The organism is Streptomyces monticola (assembly GCF_042665355.1).
GTDB lineage: Bacteria > Actinomycetota > Actinomycetes > Streptomycetales > Streptomycetaceae > Streptomyces > Streptomyces monticola.
In genome coordinates this window covers 618,011-634,188 of sequence record NZ_JBHTCF010000002.1, presented here as the reverse complement: position 1 = coordinate 634,188, position 16,178 = coordinate 618,011, and the positions used below count along the sequence as shown (strand labels likewise).

At 70.7% G+C, this 16,178-nt stretch carries 17 protein-coding genes; 12 read left to right on the top strand and 5 right to left on the bottom strand.

Going from position 1 to position 16,178, the window contains the following annotated elements:
* Window positions 1-8: 8 nt before the first annotated feature.
* Together ACFQVC_RS42580 and ACFQVC_RS08385 are read left to right on the top strand one after the other, a co-directional pair.
* On the top strand, window positions 9-167 hold the full coding sequence (locus ACFQVC_RS42580; RefSeq protein WP_465270589.1) for a DUF7916 family protein: 159 nt from the start codon (window positions 9-11) through the stop codon (window positions 165-167).
* Window positions 161-421 carry a DeoR family transcriptional regulator gene (locus tag ACFQVC_RS08385; RefSeq protein WP_381828217.1) on the top strand — a complete coding sequence of 87 codons (261 nt, stop codon included), beginning with the start codon at window positions 161-163 and terminating at the stop codon, window positions 419-421. The genes ACFQVC_RS42580 and ACFQVC_RS08385 overlap by 7 nt, the downstream gene beginning before the upstream one ends.
* Window positions 422-734: 313 nt before the next feature.
* Here the strand turns inward: ACFQVC_RS08385 and ACFQVC_RS08380 are convergent, their stop codons facing one another.
* Window positions 735-1,409 carry a peptidylprolyl isomerase gene (locus ACFQVC_RS08380; RefSeq protein WP_381828214.1) on the bottom strand — a complete coding sequence of 225 codons (675 nt, stop codon included), beginning with the start codon at window positions 1,407-1,409 and terminating at the stop codon, window positions 735-737.
* A 369-nt stretch (window positions 1,410-1,778) separates the two neighbouring features.
* Between ACFQVC_RS08380 and ACFQVC_RS08375 the strand changes: the two genes are divergently transcribed.
* From ACFQVC_RS08375 to ACFQVC_RS08360, 4 genes are all read left to right on the top strand, one after another.
* On the top strand, window positions 1,779-2,726 hold the full coding sequence (locus tag ACFQVC_RS08375; RefSeq protein ID WP_381828212.1) for a GlxA family transcriptional regulator: 948 nt from the start codon (window positions 1,779-1,781) through the stop codon (window positions 2,724-2,726).
* A gap of 154 nt (window positions 2,727-2,880) precedes the next feature.
* Complete coding sequence (locus ACFQVC_RS08370; RefSeq protein WP_381828209.1) at window positions 2,881-3,507, top strand: DJ-1/PfpI family protein; 627 nt, start codon at window positions 2,881-2,883, stop codon at window positions 3,505-3,507.
* Between the two features lie 475 nt (window positions 3,508-3,982).
* Window positions 3,983-4,729 carry a DJ-1/PfpI family protein gene (locus ACFQVC_RS08365; RefSeq protein WP_381828207.1) on the top strand — a complete coding sequence of 249 codons (747 nt, stop codon included), beginning with the start codon at window positions 3,983-3,985 and terminating at the stop codon, window positions 4,727-4,729.
* Window positions 4,730-4,858: 129 nt separating this feature from the next.
* On the top strand, window positions 4,859-5,281 hold the full coding sequence (locus tag ACFQVC_RS08360) for an LLM class oxidoreductase (RefSeq protein ID WP_381828205.1): 423 nt from the start codon (window positions 4,859-4,861) through the stop codon (window positions 5,279-5,281).
* A gap of 142 nt (window positions 5,282-5,423) precedes the next feature.
* Here ACFQVC_RS08360 and ACFQVC_RS08355 read toward each other — a convergent pair whose 3' ends face one another.
* Window positions 5,424-6,023, bottom strand: coding sequence for a hypothetical protein (locus ACFQVC_RS08355; protein ID WP_381828203.1), 600 nt, complete (start codon window positions 6,021-6,023; stop codon window positions 5,424-5,426).
* A gap of 428 nt (window positions 6,024-6,451) precedes the next feature.
* On the opposite strand from ACFQVC_RS08355, the gene ACFQVC_RS08350 reads away from it, so the two are divergent.
* Both ACFQVC_RS08350 and ACFQVC_RS08345 read left to right on the top strand, forming a co-directional pair.
* Window positions 6,452-7,066, top strand: coding sequence for a GOLPH3/VPS74 family protein (locus ACFQVC_RS08350; RefSeq protein WP_381828200.1), 615 nt, complete (start codon window positions 6,452-6,454; stop codon window positions 7,064-7,066).
* A 466-nt stretch (window positions 7,067-7,532) separates the two neighbouring features.
* Complete coding sequence (locus ACFQVC_RS08345; RefSeq protein ID WP_381828198.1) at window positions 7,533-8,150, top strand: calcium-binding protein; 618 nt, start codon at window positions 7,533-7,535, stop codon at window positions 8,148-8,150.
* Window positions 8,151-8,383: 233 nt separating this feature from the next.
* Here ACFQVC_RS08345 and ACFQVC_RS08340 read toward each other — a convergent pair whose 3' ends face one another.
* Window positions 8,384-8,641, bottom strand: coding sequence for a hypothetical protein (locus tag ACFQVC_RS08340; protein ID WP_381828343.1), 258 nt, complete (start codon window positions 8,639-8,641; stop codon window positions 8,384-8,386).
* Between the two features lie 333 nt (window positions 8,642-8,974).
* Between ACFQVC_RS08340 and ACFQVC_RS08335 the strand changes: the two genes are divergently transcribed.
* A complete protein-coding gene (locus ACFQVC_RS08335) occupies window positions 8,975-10,024 on the top strand; it encodes a hypothetical protein (RefSeq protein ID WP_381828196.1) in 1,050 nt (349 codons plus the stop codon).
* A complete protein-coding gene (locus tag ACFQVC_RS08330; RefSeq protein WP_381828193.1) occupies window positions 10,021-11,187 on the top strand; it encodes a hypothetical protein in 1,167 nt (388 codons plus the stop codon). The genes ACFQVC_RS08335 and ACFQVC_RS08330 overlap by 4 nt, the downstream gene beginning before the upstream one ends.
* 83 nt (window positions 11,188-11,270) lie before the next feature.
* Here ACFQVC_RS08330 and ACFQVC_RS08325 read toward each other — a convergent pair whose 3' ends face one another.
* Both ACFQVC_RS08325 and ACFQVC_RS08320 read right to left on the bottom strand, forming a co-directional pair.
* Window positions 11,271-12,551 (bottom strand): glycosyltransferase family 4 protein, encoded by a 1,281-nt coding sequence (locus tag ACFQVC_RS08325; protein WP_381828191.1) that lies wholly within the window; start codon window positions 12,549-12,551, stop codon window positions 11,271-11,273.
* 34 nt (window positions 12,552-12,585) lie between these two features.
* Window positions 12,586-13,449 (bottom strand): polysaccharide deacetylase family protein, encoded by an 864-nt coding sequence (locus tag ACFQVC_RS08320; protein WP_381828188.1) that lies wholly within the window; start codon window positions 13,447-13,449, stop codon window positions 12,586-12,588.
* Between the two features lie 217 nt (window positions 13,450-13,666).
* Between ACFQVC_RS08320 and ACFQVC_RS08315 the strand changes: the two genes are divergently transcribed.
* Together ACFQVC_RS08315 and ACFQVC_RS08310 are read left to right on the top strand one after the other, a co-directional pair.
* Window positions 13,667-14,365 carry a response regulator transcription factor gene (locus tag ACFQVC_RS08315; RefSeq protein ID WP_381828186.1) on the top strand — a complete coding sequence of 233 codons (699 nt, stop codon included), beginning with the start codon at window positions 13,667-13,669 and terminating at the stop codon, window positions 14,363-14,365.
* 86 nt (window positions 14,366-14,451) lie between these two features.
* Window positions 14,452-15,936, top strand: coding sequence for a sensor histidine kinase (locus ACFQVC_RS08310; RefSeq protein ID WP_381828184.1), 1,485 nt, complete (start codon window positions 14,452-14,454; stop codon window positions 15,934-15,936).
* Window positions 15,937-16,178: the final 242 nt, after the last annotated feature.

The following is a 16,178-nucleotide window of genomic DNA, read 5'->3' as shown; positions in this document are numbered from 1 at the left end:
CGAAGGAAGTGGGTTTCGACGCCCACCACTTCGGCGACTCCTTCATCCCGGGCATGTGCGACCCCGAGGTGATGTACGAGTACTCGGTCGCGATCCGCGGCCGCCGCCACACCTGGAACCGGATGGCCCTGTCGGGCCGCAGGAAGCCGACTGCGGCCGGGTGCTGAACACCCCCGAGCGCCGCGAACAGCTCGCACGACTGGTCCTCGACCAGGGCTACGTCCCGGTCGAGGACCTCGTGCGGGAACTCGGCGTGAGCCGTTACACGGTCTACCGGGACCTGAGCCTGCTCGAGGCCGAGGGCCGGCTCCGCCGCGTACGGTGCGGAGCCGCCGCCTTCCCCAGCGCACGGTTCGCCGACGCCGCGCAATGGCGCGACTGGCACAGCCACGCAGATGCTGCAGCTCCCTTGGGGGAGTAAAGGTCCCGGCCGCCGCACGGCGCTGGCCGAAGACGACCGCGCCGACCGACGGCGACCGCTCAGAACTCGGCCGCCCCGGGAACCACGGCCCACAGCCGCCCTGCTGTTGGACACGCCAAGCAGGGCGCTGTGGTCCACGGCATCACCACCACCGCCCACGGCCCGCACCGCGTCGGCGCCCAGATGGACGTCGAAGGGCGACTCTTCGGCAGGCTGTACGGTCCAGCGCGCAGTAGCCCCTTCACATGGGGCGTGCACCTGGCCCGGCGGGGGCGGCTCTTTCCGAGGGAGGCAGGTGTGTGCACCCTCGTTGCTATGGCTGCGCGATGACCACGTCCTCGATCCCGACGTTCATCCTGGGCTTGCCGCCGCCCGCGCTGGACGAGCCGTCATCGCCGGCTTCGCCCACTGCCTCAAGGAGATCGATACCGCTGGTGATCTTTCCGAACGGTGTGTAGTCCGGGGGCAGTTGAGAGTCGCCGTAGACCAAGAAGAACTGGCTCCCGTTGGTGTCCGGACCCTCGTTGGCCATGGCGACAGTGCCCTTGGGGTAGGTGGCACCGCCCGTGTTCTCGTTGGCGAACTCGTAGCCCGGCCCGCCCGAACCCGTGCCGGTCGGGTCGCCGCACTGCAACATCTTCATGCCCGGCCCGTTGGCGAGGCGGTGGCAGTCCGTCTTGTCGAAGAAGTTCTTCTGCGCCAGGAACGTGAAGGAGTTGACGGCGCAGGGAGCCTTCTCGCCGTCCAGGTCGAGGTTGATGTCACCCCGGTTGGTCTTGAGCGTGGCCTTGACCGGGCCGGCGTGGGCGGGCTTGGCGGACGGAGTCCCCAAGTCCTTCGGCGCCCCTGTGTGCTGGGCAGGGTTGTACAGGCATTCCGCGGGGGCGGCAGCCGGGGCCGGCGCGGCCGACGAGGGAGCGGCGGGGCCGTAGATGAGTGCGGTGGCAAGCGCGGCGCCGGCAGCGCAGCGCAGGGCGATCGAGGTCACAGTGATCCGTTCCTAGGCGGAGGTGCACAGCGAGTGCCCGATCTTGATATCGGCACGGCGAGGGGGGAAGCGAGAGCAACACCCCGTCCGTCCTCCCAACGAGGGCATGGCCTGTCGTCCACGCCGACCTTCACTGTTCGACCGTGCCGACCGGATGCCGGCACGGTCGCGTCACTCGACGCACTGGGCGTGTGATCTGGCGGTTTCGTGCGGGAGCGCAGTGGCGGGAGGTGCCGACAAGCCTCTCCGCGTACGCCGGTGATCCCGCACTGCGACAACTACCGCCCACCGGAGCCTTCGTGAGGGCGACCGGAGCGGACTGCGGCGCGGCCGCCGACGGGTCGCGGCCATGGCGTACGCTCCGGGCGTATGCACGTAGTTGCGGTTCTCGCCCTCGACGGGGTGTCGGCTTTCGATCTCGCCATACCCTGCCAGGTGTTCGCGCTCGTCACCGGTCCCGACGGCTCGCCCGCCTACGATGTCCGCGTATGCGTCGACCGTGACATGGCGGCAACGGCAGGGCCCACGGAGCCATTTCGCGTGTCCTCCGCCTACAGCTGGGACGACGTCCGTGGCGCGGATACGGTCATCGTCCCCGGCATCCCCGTCGAACGCACGCCGGACCCCCGTGCACTACGACTGCTGCGTGAAGCGGCGGCCGAGGGCGCGCGGATCGCTTCCATCTGCACCGGGGCCTTCGCCCTCGCGCATGCCGGACTTCTGGAGAGCCGCAGAGCGACGACACACTGGCGGTTCGCCGACGCACTGGCCGAGCGGTTCCCCGGCACCAGCGTCGACCCGTCCGTCCTCTATGTCGACGAGGGACAGGTGCTCACCTCGGCCGGCATCGCCGCGGGCCTGGACCTGTGCCTGCACATGGTCCGCCGTGACCACGGTGCGGCTGTCGCCGCGGACGCCGCCCGGATGCTGGTGATGCCTCCTCAACGCACCGGCGGCCAGGCCCAGTTCATCGAGTACCGCGCGCCCGAAGCCGACTCCGCCGACCTCGGCGAAACGCTGGAGTGGATGCGCGGCAAGCTGAGCGAGCCGCTCTCCCTGGCCGACATCTCCGCGCACGCGATGATGAGCAGGCGCAGTCTGGCGCGGCACTTCCGCGCCCAGACCGGCACGACACCGCTGCGCTGGCTGCTCGCGCAGCGCGTCCAGCGTGCCAGGGAGCTCATGGAAACGACGGAGCTGCCCTTGACGAGAGTCGCCGAGGCGACCGGCTTCGGGTCCGTGGAGACGCTCCGCCACCACTTCGCACGTCAGGTCGGCACGACACCGTCCGCGTACCGGGCCGCATTCCGTCAGTGACGGTGTGCTGGAGTCGGCCCAACTGGCCGTATCTTGCGCACCAGAGGCACGCGTGCCGGTGTCGTCGATCACCGGCCGCCGGAAGACTGGACGCGTTCTCGCTCCCCGGCCTCCTCCGGGGACCACCCCCTCGCGTCCTCACGGAGGTCCCGTCATGCCTTCCCCGTCCGCACAACCGCGTCCCGCGCGCCCGCTGCGTGTGCACACCGTGCTCTACGACGGCGTGGAGGAACAGGACTTCGCCGGCCACATCGAGGTGTTCGGCATCGTCGGCGAGGACCGCCTCGCGCAGTCCTTCGTCACCGTTGACGGCTCCCGTCGGGTGACGACGGCAGCAGGCATGGAGATCGTCTGCCGGGACGCCTGGGCACCGCGCTCCGCCGACGTGATCATCGTCCCCGGTGCGGGCTACGGCGACGGCTCCGGCATCCAGCGGGAGATCCGTCGCGGCATCCTGCCGCGCGCGCTGGCGGCGGCCCGCCGGGACGGTCTGGTCCTGGCGGCGGTGTGCAGCGGCACCATGCTGCTGTCCGCCGCGGGCCTGACGGACGGGCGCCCCTGCACGACGCATCACGTCGCTCTGGAGGACCTCCGGGCGCAGGGGGGCCGCGTTGTCGGCGGCCGGGTCGTCGACGACGGAGACCTGGTCACCTGCGGAGGTGTCACCTCCGGTATCGACCTGGGCATCTGGCTGGTCGAGCGGTTCCTCGGCCCGGACACGGCGCTGTTGACCGAGGAAGTCCTCGAGTACGAGCGCCGCGGCATCGTGAACAGCGCGTGACCGGCGCTCCGTTCGCCCCGGCGACGGCGGCCTTCTCCCCCTATCCCGGCTCCCCCGCCGCCCCGACGCGCTGTACCCGACACGAACGACTTGTCCACGTCCACCGTGCCGCGCTGCGCGAAGGGCCCGACAGCGCCGAGCGGCACCGGCGCCCTCCTCCTCTACGCGGCCGCAAGATCGCCCCCGGCCATACGGGGAGACGCCTGCGGCGCGCGGCAACCTCACCGTCGCGTCCGACGCCCGGTACGTCGTCGGCGAACAGCTGATCACCCCTCAGGCGATGCCCGCCGGCATCGCCAACTCCCTCTGACTCCTCGGACACCCGCACGGCCGCGCCCACTCGCGGGAGACCCCGTACGACCCGACGCCGCCCTGCCTCGCGCACGGACCGCTCGCCCACTGCCGACTGCCCGCTGCCCCCTTCAACCGATCCGTCCGCCCCCCCCCACACACACCACGAACACAGGAGACTCACGTGAACCGACGTACTCTGCTGCGCACCGCCACCGCTCTCGGCGCGGCCGGCCTCGCGACCGGCTTCCCCACCGGCGCGACCGCCGCGCCCACGACGGCCGCACCCTCCGGCCCCGGCTCCCGTCACCCCCTGCGCGTGCAGGTCGTGCTCTTCGAAGGCGTCGAGGAGCTCGACATCGCCGCGCCGTACGAAGTGCTCTCCGCCGCGGACCATTTCACCGACCGAGACGTCGAGGTGCGCTATGTCGCCCTCGACGGCCCTCGCACCATCACGGCCGCCTACGGCACCACACTCCGCGTCGGCCACGCCTTGGCTCCCGAGGAGGCGGACGTCCTCGTCGTACCCGGCGGTGGGTATGCACGCCGGGAGGCCCCGGGCGTCTGGGCCGAGATCCAGCGGGGCGCCCTGCCTCGCGCACTGGCCGAGGCCCGCCGACCGGGGCTGACCCTCGCCGCCGTGTGCACCGGCGTGATGCTCCTCTCCGCCGCCGGTGTCACCCGCGGCCGCCCGTGCACGACCCACCACAAGGCCCGCACCGACCTCGAACAGCAGGGCGGTGTGCTGAAGAAGGCGCGGGTCGTCGACGACGGCGACCTGGTCACCGCCGGTGGCGTCACCTCGGGCCTGGACCTGGCGCTGCGGCTGGTCCGCCGCGAACTGGGCGTCGATGCCGCACTCGGCCTGGAGACCATGCTGGAGTACGAGGCCCGCGGCACCGTGTGGACCTCCGGCCCGGGGCCGTCCTGACCGGTCCGGGCCGCGTTCCCTGCCCACAGGCCCACAGGCCCACAGGCCCACAGGCATGCAAGGGGTTGATCCTGCCGCGCGCGACCGCTGGCCGGTATTCCTCTCAATGGATCAACGAGCTGGCCTCGGGTGAGGGAGTGGTCCGGGCCCAGCACCCGTATCCGGTCGGCAAGGAGTTCGGCCGAGGCCGCGGCGGCGCCGGTCCTCGGCCCGCAGGCGTTGCTCGCCCCGGAACTGATGGTCGTACTCGACACCGACCGCCGACGCGGCCGTGCAACAGCTCGTGCCTACCTCACGGCCCACCTCGGCCTCTCCACCTATCAACGGAACTTTCGCCGACCGGGCTTCACGGACGAAGATGTGCGCGACGGCGGAAGCGACCGGCTCATCGACGCCCTGGTCTCCATCGGCGACGAGACCACCGTGCGCAACCGGTCGACGAATTTCTCGCCGCAGGAGCCGATCGCGTCGCGATCCAAGTCATCACGGCCGACCTCGTCGCGGAACTCCCCTGCCTGCTCACAGGGATCCTCCGGCGAAATCTGCAGCTGAGCCCGGAACAGCTGTCCCGGACCCTGCCATGAAGGGAGTGGCGCACGCTGGCCGACGCCGTGATTCTGTGACCGGCGGGAGACCGCTGCGCCTGAGCCACGCCGGAACGCCGGCCGACGGTGTCAACGTGGCGTACCGGTGCTCACTTCTCGGGATGGGCCCAGGTCGCCACCAGCGCACGCCGGTCCGGGAAGCGGGGACCGGGAACCATCTCCTGAAGGGGTTCACCGTTGAGCCAGCACACTTGCTGGGGAGCTCCGTCACCGGTGTCGAACAGGCAGCACGCTCCGCCGCTGTCGGCGGTGAGGTCGGTGAACACCTTCCGGACGCCGGCCGACCGCGCGAACATGCGGCTCATCCCCGACGTCGCGGCCCAGCATTCCACCGAGGCGTAGCCAGGGTGCAGGAGGGACTCGAACCGGATCGTCGCGCAGATGTACCCGATCTGGATGCGCCCGTCCGCCCCGGTCCCCGTACCGTTCGTCTGCGCGTACCCGCGCAGTGCGTCGTCGACGTCGAACATGAGAGACAGGTCGAGCTCGAAGGCGCTGCTCGTGGAGCAGTCGACCGGCTCGCTCCTGAATTGGGAAGTGAACGGCAGGACGAGCCGGTCACCGCCGGGCAGGGTGACTTCCAGTGGCGCCACTGCACGGGCCGGTGGCGCCCGTCCGGACAGATTGGCCAGCGCCCTGGCGACACTGCGAGGACGCAGATAGATGTCGTAGCCGTAGGCCAGCCCCACAACTCCCCCTGTTCCGGATCCAGTCGCACCTTCTCATGACCAGCCCCGGCAACGCCGACTTCCTGCCGCCGGCAGACGGTTCCGCTACGGCGGATGTACGTGCCGAGGCCGCCCTCACGGCCACCTCTCGAGCCGGCGCCGGTGCGGACCATCGCGGACCATCGCGGACCCGAGTAAGGCTTGACCCCGGCGACAGCGGCAAGTAGGGGGCCCGGTCGGATGCCCGAATTCCGGCACCACATGGCAGTAACGGGCCACACACCACCCAAAGTGCGGGGAGAATCGCCCCGGGATGCCCGGCCGTCATGGCCAGGACACACATCCCTCGGTCACCATAGGTACCCGTCACCCCTTCAATCCGTCCTACCCAGAGACATAGGGACAGTTCCCGTCCCTGGAACGTACAACCAGCTGACCTGGAGCCGCTCTTGACCACCGCACAGGACCTTGCGATCGTCGCCCTGCACGTGACGCCCGAACTGCCCGTGGAACAGGGCGACTTGTCGCTCGCACTCGCGGGCGCCGAGGTGCTCGACCTCGCCGAGGCCGACGCCCTGACCGTGGAGGGCGACCGCATCGTGCCGGGCGCCCAAGCACCCACGGGGCACCGGCTGTTGGAGGAGGCGGCCGGGGCGGTCCTGAGACAGGAACCGTACGAGCCGCTGACGGAATGGCTGTGGCGCCGGGGCCGCGGGCTCTCCGCGGCGTACACCGAGGAGCTGGAGCGGGCCGGCCTCACGGCCAGGCCGCAGGGTCGGCACAGTCCGCTGCGCAGCAGGCGCAACGAACGTGCGGAGCTGGTCGACTCGGAGGCCCGGCGCCGGGCCGAGGACCGCTGGGCCACGGGTGAACCCGTGCTCGCCGCCCTGGCGTCCGCTGCCGGATTCCGCGACGAGCCGGCCGAGGACACCCAAGAGCTCGCCGACGACGCGGTCGCAGCGGTCCTTGCCGCCGTCGGGGATGCCGTACAGGAACTCCAAGCGGTACGGCAGCGCAAGGCGATCGAGGATGCGGCGTTCGACAACGTCTGGCGCGGCTACTGACAGCCCGATGCGTGCTCTACGGACGGCCGGGAAGCGGCCTATGGCCTTACGAGCAAGGGTGGTTGAGGCCCGGGGCCCGAGCCCGTCATGTGGGTGCGGCATGACCGCCCCACGGTGATGAATTTACGCTGACGCGCACCTTAAGCAGAGTCAACAGGCCGCTGAACTGCGGGCAGGCATCCCTGGCAGGTGACCTGTCCGTCACTCATGGCCGGAGTTCACGCAGACGCTCCGCACAAGCCCGGACACAACCCGACGCAAATCCCGGGGGTCACCTTCATCGGCAAGGATGCACATCCGCCTCATGGAGGTCCTGCAATGCCCTTTCACTTCGTCAGCCGCCGTCATCTGCATACCGCGTCGGCACTGACACTGGCTCTCGGCGCCGGGTTGAGTTCTCCGCTGTTCCTGAGCCGACGGCTCCACGGACATCACCTACGTCATCGACGACGACGTCACAATCGACGTGGGGGAAAGCTGCTCCCACCCCGACGGCGCGGACCGCACCAAGGTCTCCTGCACGGTACCCACCTTGGAGAGCCAGGACCCGTACGCCACCTTGAAGGTGGCCCTCGGCGACAACGACGACACCGTCACCTACGACAACGCCACCGACCAGACGTACAACTTCGCCTCGCTCGACCTGGGTGACGGCAAGGACACTCTGACCCACACCGGCCGCGTCGACGGCAACGGTGTCACCGGCGGCACGGGCGACGACACCCTCACGGTGGGGCAGTTCGCCGTGGTGCTCGGCGGCGGCGGCAAGGACACCATTCGCGCCGCGGGCGGCAGCATCGCCCAGGGCGGCAACGACAACGACACGGTCTACTCGTCCGGCTCCGAGAGCGCCGTCGACGGCGGATCGGGCGATGACCTGATCCACGGCGGGGACGCGCGGCAGAGCCTGTCCGGCGGCGACGGCAACGACAGGATCACCGGAGGAACCGGCAACGACTTCCTCTACGGCGGCAGGGGCAACGACACCCTGTACGGCAACAGTGGCAACGACACCGTCTACGGCAACAGCGGCGACGACGCCCTGTACGGCGGACCCGGCACGGACATCGTCCGCCAGGACTGACACTGCACACCGCGCCCACGGGTGCCGCACCGCGTCCGCACCCCTGTCGTAACGGGTGCGGACGCGGTGGCCCTTCGACTCTTCGCCCGGACGGCTTTTGGTTGATTCCTCGTCGCTATGCGTCGGCCGTCCGCCGGTGGTGCTTCGGCTCTTCGCTCAACAACGAGGTGTGGCGCCTGGCGGAACTCCCCGACGTGGCCCTGCCGGACGGGGACTGACAGAGATTCCTACCGCTAGCGGAGCGGGCCACACTCGTCGATCAGCGCATTCGGTTCCGACAGGAAGACATCCTGGTCAACCGGACCGTATGCGATGTTGAACGTGTCGAGCCAGTACCACCAGTCGCGGATTCCCATGGCACTGGAGAATCGGTAGTTCAACTGCCAGCGAACCCACTGCCCCTTCTGGCACCAGTCGGTGAACTGCCGGGACCGGGCCTTCAGCCAGTCGGACAGGCCGGGTGCGCGTGAGGGATGCGTTGTCTCGCTCATAGGTGTTCTGCGTAGGGCGCCTGTCCGCCAGGAAGGCACCGGGTGGCCTCGGCGCACCCCGGCAGGGTCTCGGAGGCGGTGATCGCGGCATGGCCGACCCTCCCTGCCGGGAGCCGCACCCTCCCCCACGGGCTTCCCGTCACCCGCCCGGAACAACTGGCTGCTGGACGGAGAGTTCCCCGCCGCCGGGGCGGCCTGTGGGCACGGGTACACTCCCCCGCCGGAGGGGATCACGGGGTGAGTGAGACAGATGAGGCGCCTGTGGCTGCCGGGCGGCTGCGCCGGGCGTTGCCACGCAGCAGGCGTGGCCGATTGGTGCTGACAGGTGCGCTGGTGCTCGCGTTTGCGGGCACTGGGTTCGGCACGTGGGCGGCGGACAGCTGGCCATGGCCCAAGGACCGTTACTGCTGGGGTGCCTGGGAACGGGACAGCGGTCCGGACTTCCTCGGCGACGCGGCCTTCGGCGACGGTGACGACGGCTCACGCTCCGGCACGGAGAGCCTGCCCACCCACGAGCGTCCGAGCGGTAGTTGTGAAGTCACCATCGCCAGCAACTACAAGAGCAGTTACGACGGCGACAAGGTCTCCATCAGCCAGCGGGTGTCCGTCACCTACGGGCCGGTTCCCACCGCCGCGGAGGCCCGGCTCTCCATGATCCAGGACGACTACCTGGGTGCCGACATGGTCGCGCTGCCGGACGGCCTGCCGGGCACGGTGAACGCACGCGGCGGTCTGCTGGTGCTCCCGAAATCCTGCGACGCAAAGGACGGCAGGCCGACCGTCGTCACCATGCAGGCATACGGCACCTACGCCAGCGGCCCCTCCTACACCCAGGAGGATCCGGCCGACCTGGGCGGAGCCCAGCAGGCGGCCGTGCTGCTCGTCGCGGCGGCCAACCGCGGGATGGCGGCCGCTGGTTGCGCGCCGGACAAGCCGCTGAAGGTCAGCTCGCCGGTCTACGACCTGCCGGGCAGGAGGGAGCGCGTCTTCACCTCCTCTGACGACCTCTGCGGCATCCGCGGCCTGCGTTTCGACACCGAGGACCTCTACCACCAGACCGGTGTGGTCACCCGCGACCTGCAGACATGCAGCGTTGCCGGCGATCGCGACGGCATCCCGGCCGTTGACCTGGCGATGGTCGCGCAGCCCCGGCTGGCCGCGGTCTTCGACAGTCTCACGGGCAACCGCCCCGCGGTCCGCGGCTGGCGCGGCACCGGCACCCTCGGCGAGAACCACTCGATCGTCAGGGCCGACTGCGCCGGGCGGCCCGCCACCTTCCTGATGGGCGCCTCCACCGACCCCGGCCATCTCGCTGCCTTCGCCAACGCGGTCGCTGCCCGCCTGGGCTGCGCCCCCATCGCCCCGAAGAGAGCCGCCCGATGACCGGAACCGAGGACAGACCTAACCGCTACCGGCGACCTCTGCCCGCCGACCGGGAGTTGCTCAGCCAACGGAGCCGCCGGTGGCACTGGCGCCGGCTGCTGCGCGGCCGGGTCCGGCCCCTGCTCGCGGCGGGCCTGGCCGGGGTGCTGCTCGGCGTCGGCGGCGTGGCCTGGCAGGTGCAGGCGGGGCCGTTCGCGCCGGACGAGCTGTGCTGGGGTGCACTGTCCCGCGACGACCTCGATCCGACATTCCGCGAGCCGCAGGATGTCGAGGCGGCCGAGGTGCCCGTACTGCACGGCAAAGACTCAACGAGCGGTCCCTCCGGCAGCTGCCATCTGACGAACAGCGACGGCGACGCATGGGCACTCACCGCCCGGGTGCACCGCCTCGACGACCGCAGCGGCGACGACAGCCAGTGGGCGGACGAGTTCCTCTCCGCAAGTCTCACCCCACTCGGCGGCGGCCTGCTCGGCATGGCCTCGGACACCCGCGCCTGGCTCGCGATCCCGGACGGCTGTCTGGGCCGCCCCGGCGAGTTCGACGGACCCACCATCGTGGACATCGCCCACGGCGGCTGGCTCAGCGACATCGAGCCGCGCACCAAGGAGCGGGACGCGCTGGCCCGCATGGTGGTCAAGCTCGTCAACAAGGTCAGCGCGGAGCTGGGCTGCACCGGCACGATCGCCGATCCGGTCGCACGCCTGCCGAAGGCCGCCCGCTACACCCATGCCGAGAAGCCGGACGCGATCTGCGGCATCAAGGGCCTGACCCTGGGCAGGAACCGCAAGCCGGACCACTACCCCATGATCACCGACGGGCGCGGCCCCGTGCGTACCTGCGACCGGGACATGAGCGGCTCCCGGCCCAGGCAGCGTCTGATGACCGTCGAGGACCCACGCCTTGCCGGCATCTTCACGAGGATGACGCTTGACGAGGGCGAGCGTGTCCGTTCCGCCGCCGGCTACGGCGGCCTCGGCCCCAACCGCGGTGTCTTCCGGGCCCGTTGCCAGGCGGGCGACACGGTGTTCCTCGTGCAGACCACCAACGGCGAGACGAGCGCGCAGCTGCGCACCCTCTTCCCCCGCTACGTCGAGGCCGAGGCCGCACGCCTGGGCTGCGGCCCGCTGAATCTGAAACTGCCGCGGCCCGGCGTCAGCCGCTGACTCCCGCCAGGAGGCGTGCAGCGGCCGGAAGTGTCCGCTACCGGCACACGGTCCGATGCCCGCGGATCAGTTGGCGCGGCGGATCAGTCGGCGCGGTTGCGTTTCACCGCTCCGCGTGCGGTGGAGCGCAGGGTGTGCGCCGTGTCGATGGCGGCGGTGCGCGCCCGGTGGGCGGCCTCCTGCAGCGGCCTTGGCGGGCGATGGCGTGGGCCGCGCCTGAGCAAGTCCCGGTAGAGGGCGAGGTGTTGCTCGGCGATGCGGCCGGGGTCGTAGCGGTCCGCGTTGCGCCAGGCTTCCTCTCCCATCTGCCGCCGCAGGGTGGCGTCGCCGATGAGTCCGCACAGCGCAGCGGCGAGGGCTTCGGTGTCGCCGGGGCGGACCAGTCGTCCGTCCACGCCGTCGGTGATGATCTCGCGCGGCCCCAGGGGGCAGTCGGTGGCGACGACGGGCAGGCCACAGCGCATGGCTTCCACGATGGTCATGCCGAAGGACTCCCGGTCGGAGGACGAGACGGCTATGGACGCCTTCGCGAACTCGGCCTCCAGGGCGTCGACATGGTCGTTGAGGACGACGTGGGCGTTCAGCCCGAGGCTGTCGGTGAGGGCGGCCAGGGCACTGTGCTCGTTGCCGGTGCTGTCGCCGCTGCCGAAGATCCGCAGCTGCCAGTCCGGGTGGGCGGCGGCGACATGAGCGAAGGCTTTGATGAGGAGGTCGTGGCGTTTGACCGCGACGAGCCGTCCGGCCGCCACGACGACCTTGCTGGTGTGGTCGGCCGGTCCTGGGGTCTTGGGAGGGACGCTGTTGGCGATCGCTTGCACGCGCACGTGGGGCAGGCCGAGTTGGCGGTACGCGTCCGCGTCGGCTTCGGTCACGGTGGTGAGCGCGTCCAGCGAGGGGTAGCGGTGGCGTATCTCATGGCGCATACGCCGGCCATGGCCGCAGAGAGTGAGGTGTTCCTGCCCCACGCGGATGAGGGCGGGGGGTGCCTGGCGGGCGATGTGCACGTTCAGTCCTGGCCTGGTGCCGACGACGACGTCCGCCTCCAGGCGGGCCAGGCAGCGGCCGATGCGCTCGTCCGTGAGGTGGCTGTACTGCCGGTGGCGGCCATCGGCGCGGGGAAAGACTCGGGCCGGCCGGGCGTGGCGGGGATCGTCGCCGTCGTAGGACGCGCAGTCGCCGCGCAGGTCCACCAGAGGTGTCAGGCGTACCCGCGGGGGTGCGCCCATGGTCGGTGTCTCACGGTGGCGGAAGACCGAGATGATCTCCACGTCGTGGTGGGTGGCCAGGGCTGCGGCGAGGTTGAACGTGGATCTGATTGTGCCGCCGTAGCTGTAGGCGTTGTGGAGCAGGAAGGCAATACGCATACGGCTGCTCACCTCCGGCTGGTGGAGAGGGCGGTCACGGGTGGTAGACGGTGCCGGGCTGCGGGCGGGCGGGGGCCAGGAGTTGGGGGACGGTGACGAAGGTGTATCCCCGGGCGCGGAGCTCGTCGATGATCCTGGGAACGGCGGGGACGGTGCCGTCGTAGATGTCGTGGAGCAGGATGATGCCGTCGCGGGATGCCTGGTCGAGGATTCGGTCGCCTATCAAGCGGGTGTCGGTGGTGGCGTAGTCGCTTGCGGTGGCGCTCCACAGGACTTCGGACAGTCCCAGGGAGCGGGCGACGGAGTCCACCGATTCGTTCGTGCCGCCCTGCGGCGGTCGCATGAGGGTGGGCGCCTTGCCGGTGATCTTCTTGATGGCGTCCTGGGTGCGGCCGAGCTCGTCGCGTATCCCGTCGTCGGTGAGGTCGTCGAGGCGCTGGTGGGTCCAGGTGTGGTTGCCGATCTCGTGCCCCTCGGCTGCTTCCCGGCGCACCAGTTCGGGGTGGGCGAGGACGTGGTTCTTGCCCAGGAGGAAGAAGGTGGCGTGCACCTTCTTCGCTTTGAGGATGTTCAGGAGTTCGGGGGTGTGGGGGCCGGGTCCGGCGTCGAAGGTCAGCGCGATGCACTTCGCCTTCCGGCAGTCCACGGGCGCCCCGCCGGTGTTGCTCGTGGAGTCCGCTGCGGTCAGTGCGCTCCTGCCGGCTTGCGCACGTGCCTTGGCCGGTGTGACGCGCTGTTGCCCGCAGCCGGTCAGGACGGCCGTCCCGGTGACGAGGCAGAGCGCCGCGATCGCCGCTCGATGCCGCCGCAGGGCGCGGTCACGGCGGCTTCGGCGGACAGGGCGGACGGGATCGGCGGGGCGGACGGGGCGGGCGGGGCGGGCGGCAGCGCTGAACATGAGGGGCCTTCTGAGCGATCAGGGTGCGGAGGCGGGGCCGGGCGGAACGCGGGCCGTTGTGCCCTGTTCGATGGGGGTCAGGCGGGCACTCGTGGTCGCGTTCGTCCTCTGACCGGCGCGGTGGAGACACACTCTGCATGAACCGCCCAAAGATGATCTAAGAAACCCAAAGATTTCCTTAGGGGAACAAAGGGTGCGGCATGACAGCCTGGACCGTATGGAAGGCATCCTGGTCGTGGAGGACGATCCGCAGCTCGGGCCCGCTCTGCGGCGCGGACTGACAGCGGAGGGCTACCGCGTCGAACTCGTCCGCGACGGCACCACCGGACTGGAGCGGGCCCTGACCGATGATCACGCGGTCATCGTCCTGGACATCATGCTCCCCGGCCTCAACGGCTACCGGATCTGCTCCGCGCTGCGCGCCGCGGGCCTCGATACGCCGGTGCTGATGCTGACCGCGAAGGACGGTGAGTACGACGAGGCGGAAGGCCTGGACACAGGTGCCGACGACTACCTCGTCAAGCCGTTCTCCTCCGTGGTCCTGCTCGCGCGCCTGCGGGCCCTGCTGCGCCGGAGCGCCACCGCCACGACCAGCCGGTCCAGCCGGTCCGTGCTGCGCGCCGGCGAGCTGTGGGCGGATGTGACCCTGCGCCGCGCAGGTCGGGGCACCACCGAGTTCGCCCTGACCCCGAAGGAATTCGCCCTCCTCACCTGCCTGCTGCGCACACCGGACCACCCGGTCTCGAAGGAGACGATCCTCGACGAGGTCTGGGACCCCGCCTACACCGGGGGCACCGCCATCGTGGAGGTCTACATCTCCGCCCTGCGCAAGAAGATCGACGCCCCCTTCCGCACCCACAGCATCGAAACCGTCCGCGGCTACGGCTACCGCCTCACACTCCGGGACCAGCCGTGACGACCGGCCGGACACATCCGCCACGCCGCGCATCGACACTGCTCCGTGCCCTGCCCGGACAAGCGCGGATCGCGATCGTGGCGGGCATGGCCGCCCTCGTACTGTTCGGCAGCGGGGCGTGGTGGCTGTTCCAGCACGTCCGCGCGGACGCCAGCGGACGGGCTGTGGAGCGGGCGTTCGAACTGTCCGTGCAACTGGCCGCCCAGGCGGCCGACGGCAACGAAGCCCTCACCGACCCCCTACGCAACTGGCCCCTCGTCGAGATCGACCGGACCGGCCGCACCATCGCCGCGACCGGCGGCACCCAGGACCTCGCCAACCTCACGGAACTGCTGCCCCCGCCCCCACTCCCGCCTTCCCCACGGCGGACCACCGCCAGCCCGCAGCAGCACACCGTCCACGTCGGCGCGGTCGACGAACACGACCGCGAGCGCTTCCACGAGCCCGACGGAACGCTCAAACCGCCCCCCAGCAGCGACACCTCCCCCGAGCAGCAGGCTCTCCTCGCCCACCGGCAGGCCCACGAAATGGCCCACCGCACCATGACCGTCTTCGCCACCGCCGTACACGCACCCGCCCGCGTGTGCGACCGGCCCACCGAACCCGACGGGTCGTGCCGCTCCACCCTGTACGTCTTCACCCTCACCGACGGCGTCGATCAGGCCACCGCTCCCCTGCACACGCCGCTCACGATCGCCGCGCCCCTCGCCGCGCTGCTGGTCGCCGCCGTCGCCTGGGCCACCGCACGCCGCTCCCTGCGTCCGGTCGAGGCGATCCGGCAGGAGGTCGCCGAGATCACCGACACCAGCCTCGACCGCCGCGTCCCCGTCCCCGACGCCCGGGACCACGTCCGCCGCCTGGCACTGACCACCAACACCACCCTGGACCGGCTGGAGAGCGCCGTGGAACGCCAGCGCCGCTTCGTCGCCGACGCCTCGCACGAACTGCGCTCCCCCATCGCCGCCCTGCGCTACGAACTCGAAACCGCTCTCGCCCACCCCGACACCATCGACCCCCACCAGGCGCTACGCGACGCCCTGGCCGCAACCCGACGTATCGACACCCTCACCGAAGACCTGCTCCTGCTGGCCCGCCCCGACCAGCCCGCCGCGCACTCCCTCGTCGACCTGGCCGGCCTCGCCGGTGAACTCGTCCACGAGTATCAGCACCGCGGTCACCCCGTCGCCCTGCACAGCAGCCCTGACCAGGCCCCCGTCCGCGGCGACGGAGCACAGCTCCACCGGCTGCTGCGCAACCTCCTCGACAACGCCGTACGCCACGCACGCACCGCCGTCGTCCTGGACATCACTGACAACGGCCGGACCCACACCGTCAGCATCCACAACGACGGCACCCCCCTGACCCCGGACGAGTGCGAGCGCATCTTCGAACGGTTCACCCGCCTCGACGAGGCCCGTGCCCGCGACACAGGCGGCAGCGGCCTCGGACTCGCCATCGCCCGCGACATCGCCGTACGCCACCACGGCACCCTCACCGCCCACTCCGACCACCCCCACCCCGGCACGACCTTCACCCTCACACTCCCCCACCCACACGACACCGCCCCCTGACGGTGCCCGGGACGGCACGGTGCACCTCGTCTCCTGAGGAGGGGCGAGGCGGCGCGACAGGGCGCTCCGGGAAGCGGTTGGGCTGACGGCACCTCACCGTCCGGGGCACAAACGGGCGTTGGATCCCTCGCGCACGGCACACCTTCCTGTCCCGCCGCCGGCGAGTCCAGGGCCGAAGTAGCGGGCGGCGCTGGCGGCGGCGATGGCCGGGGGCTTCCGGAGCTCTCGCCGTCCCCGCGTTC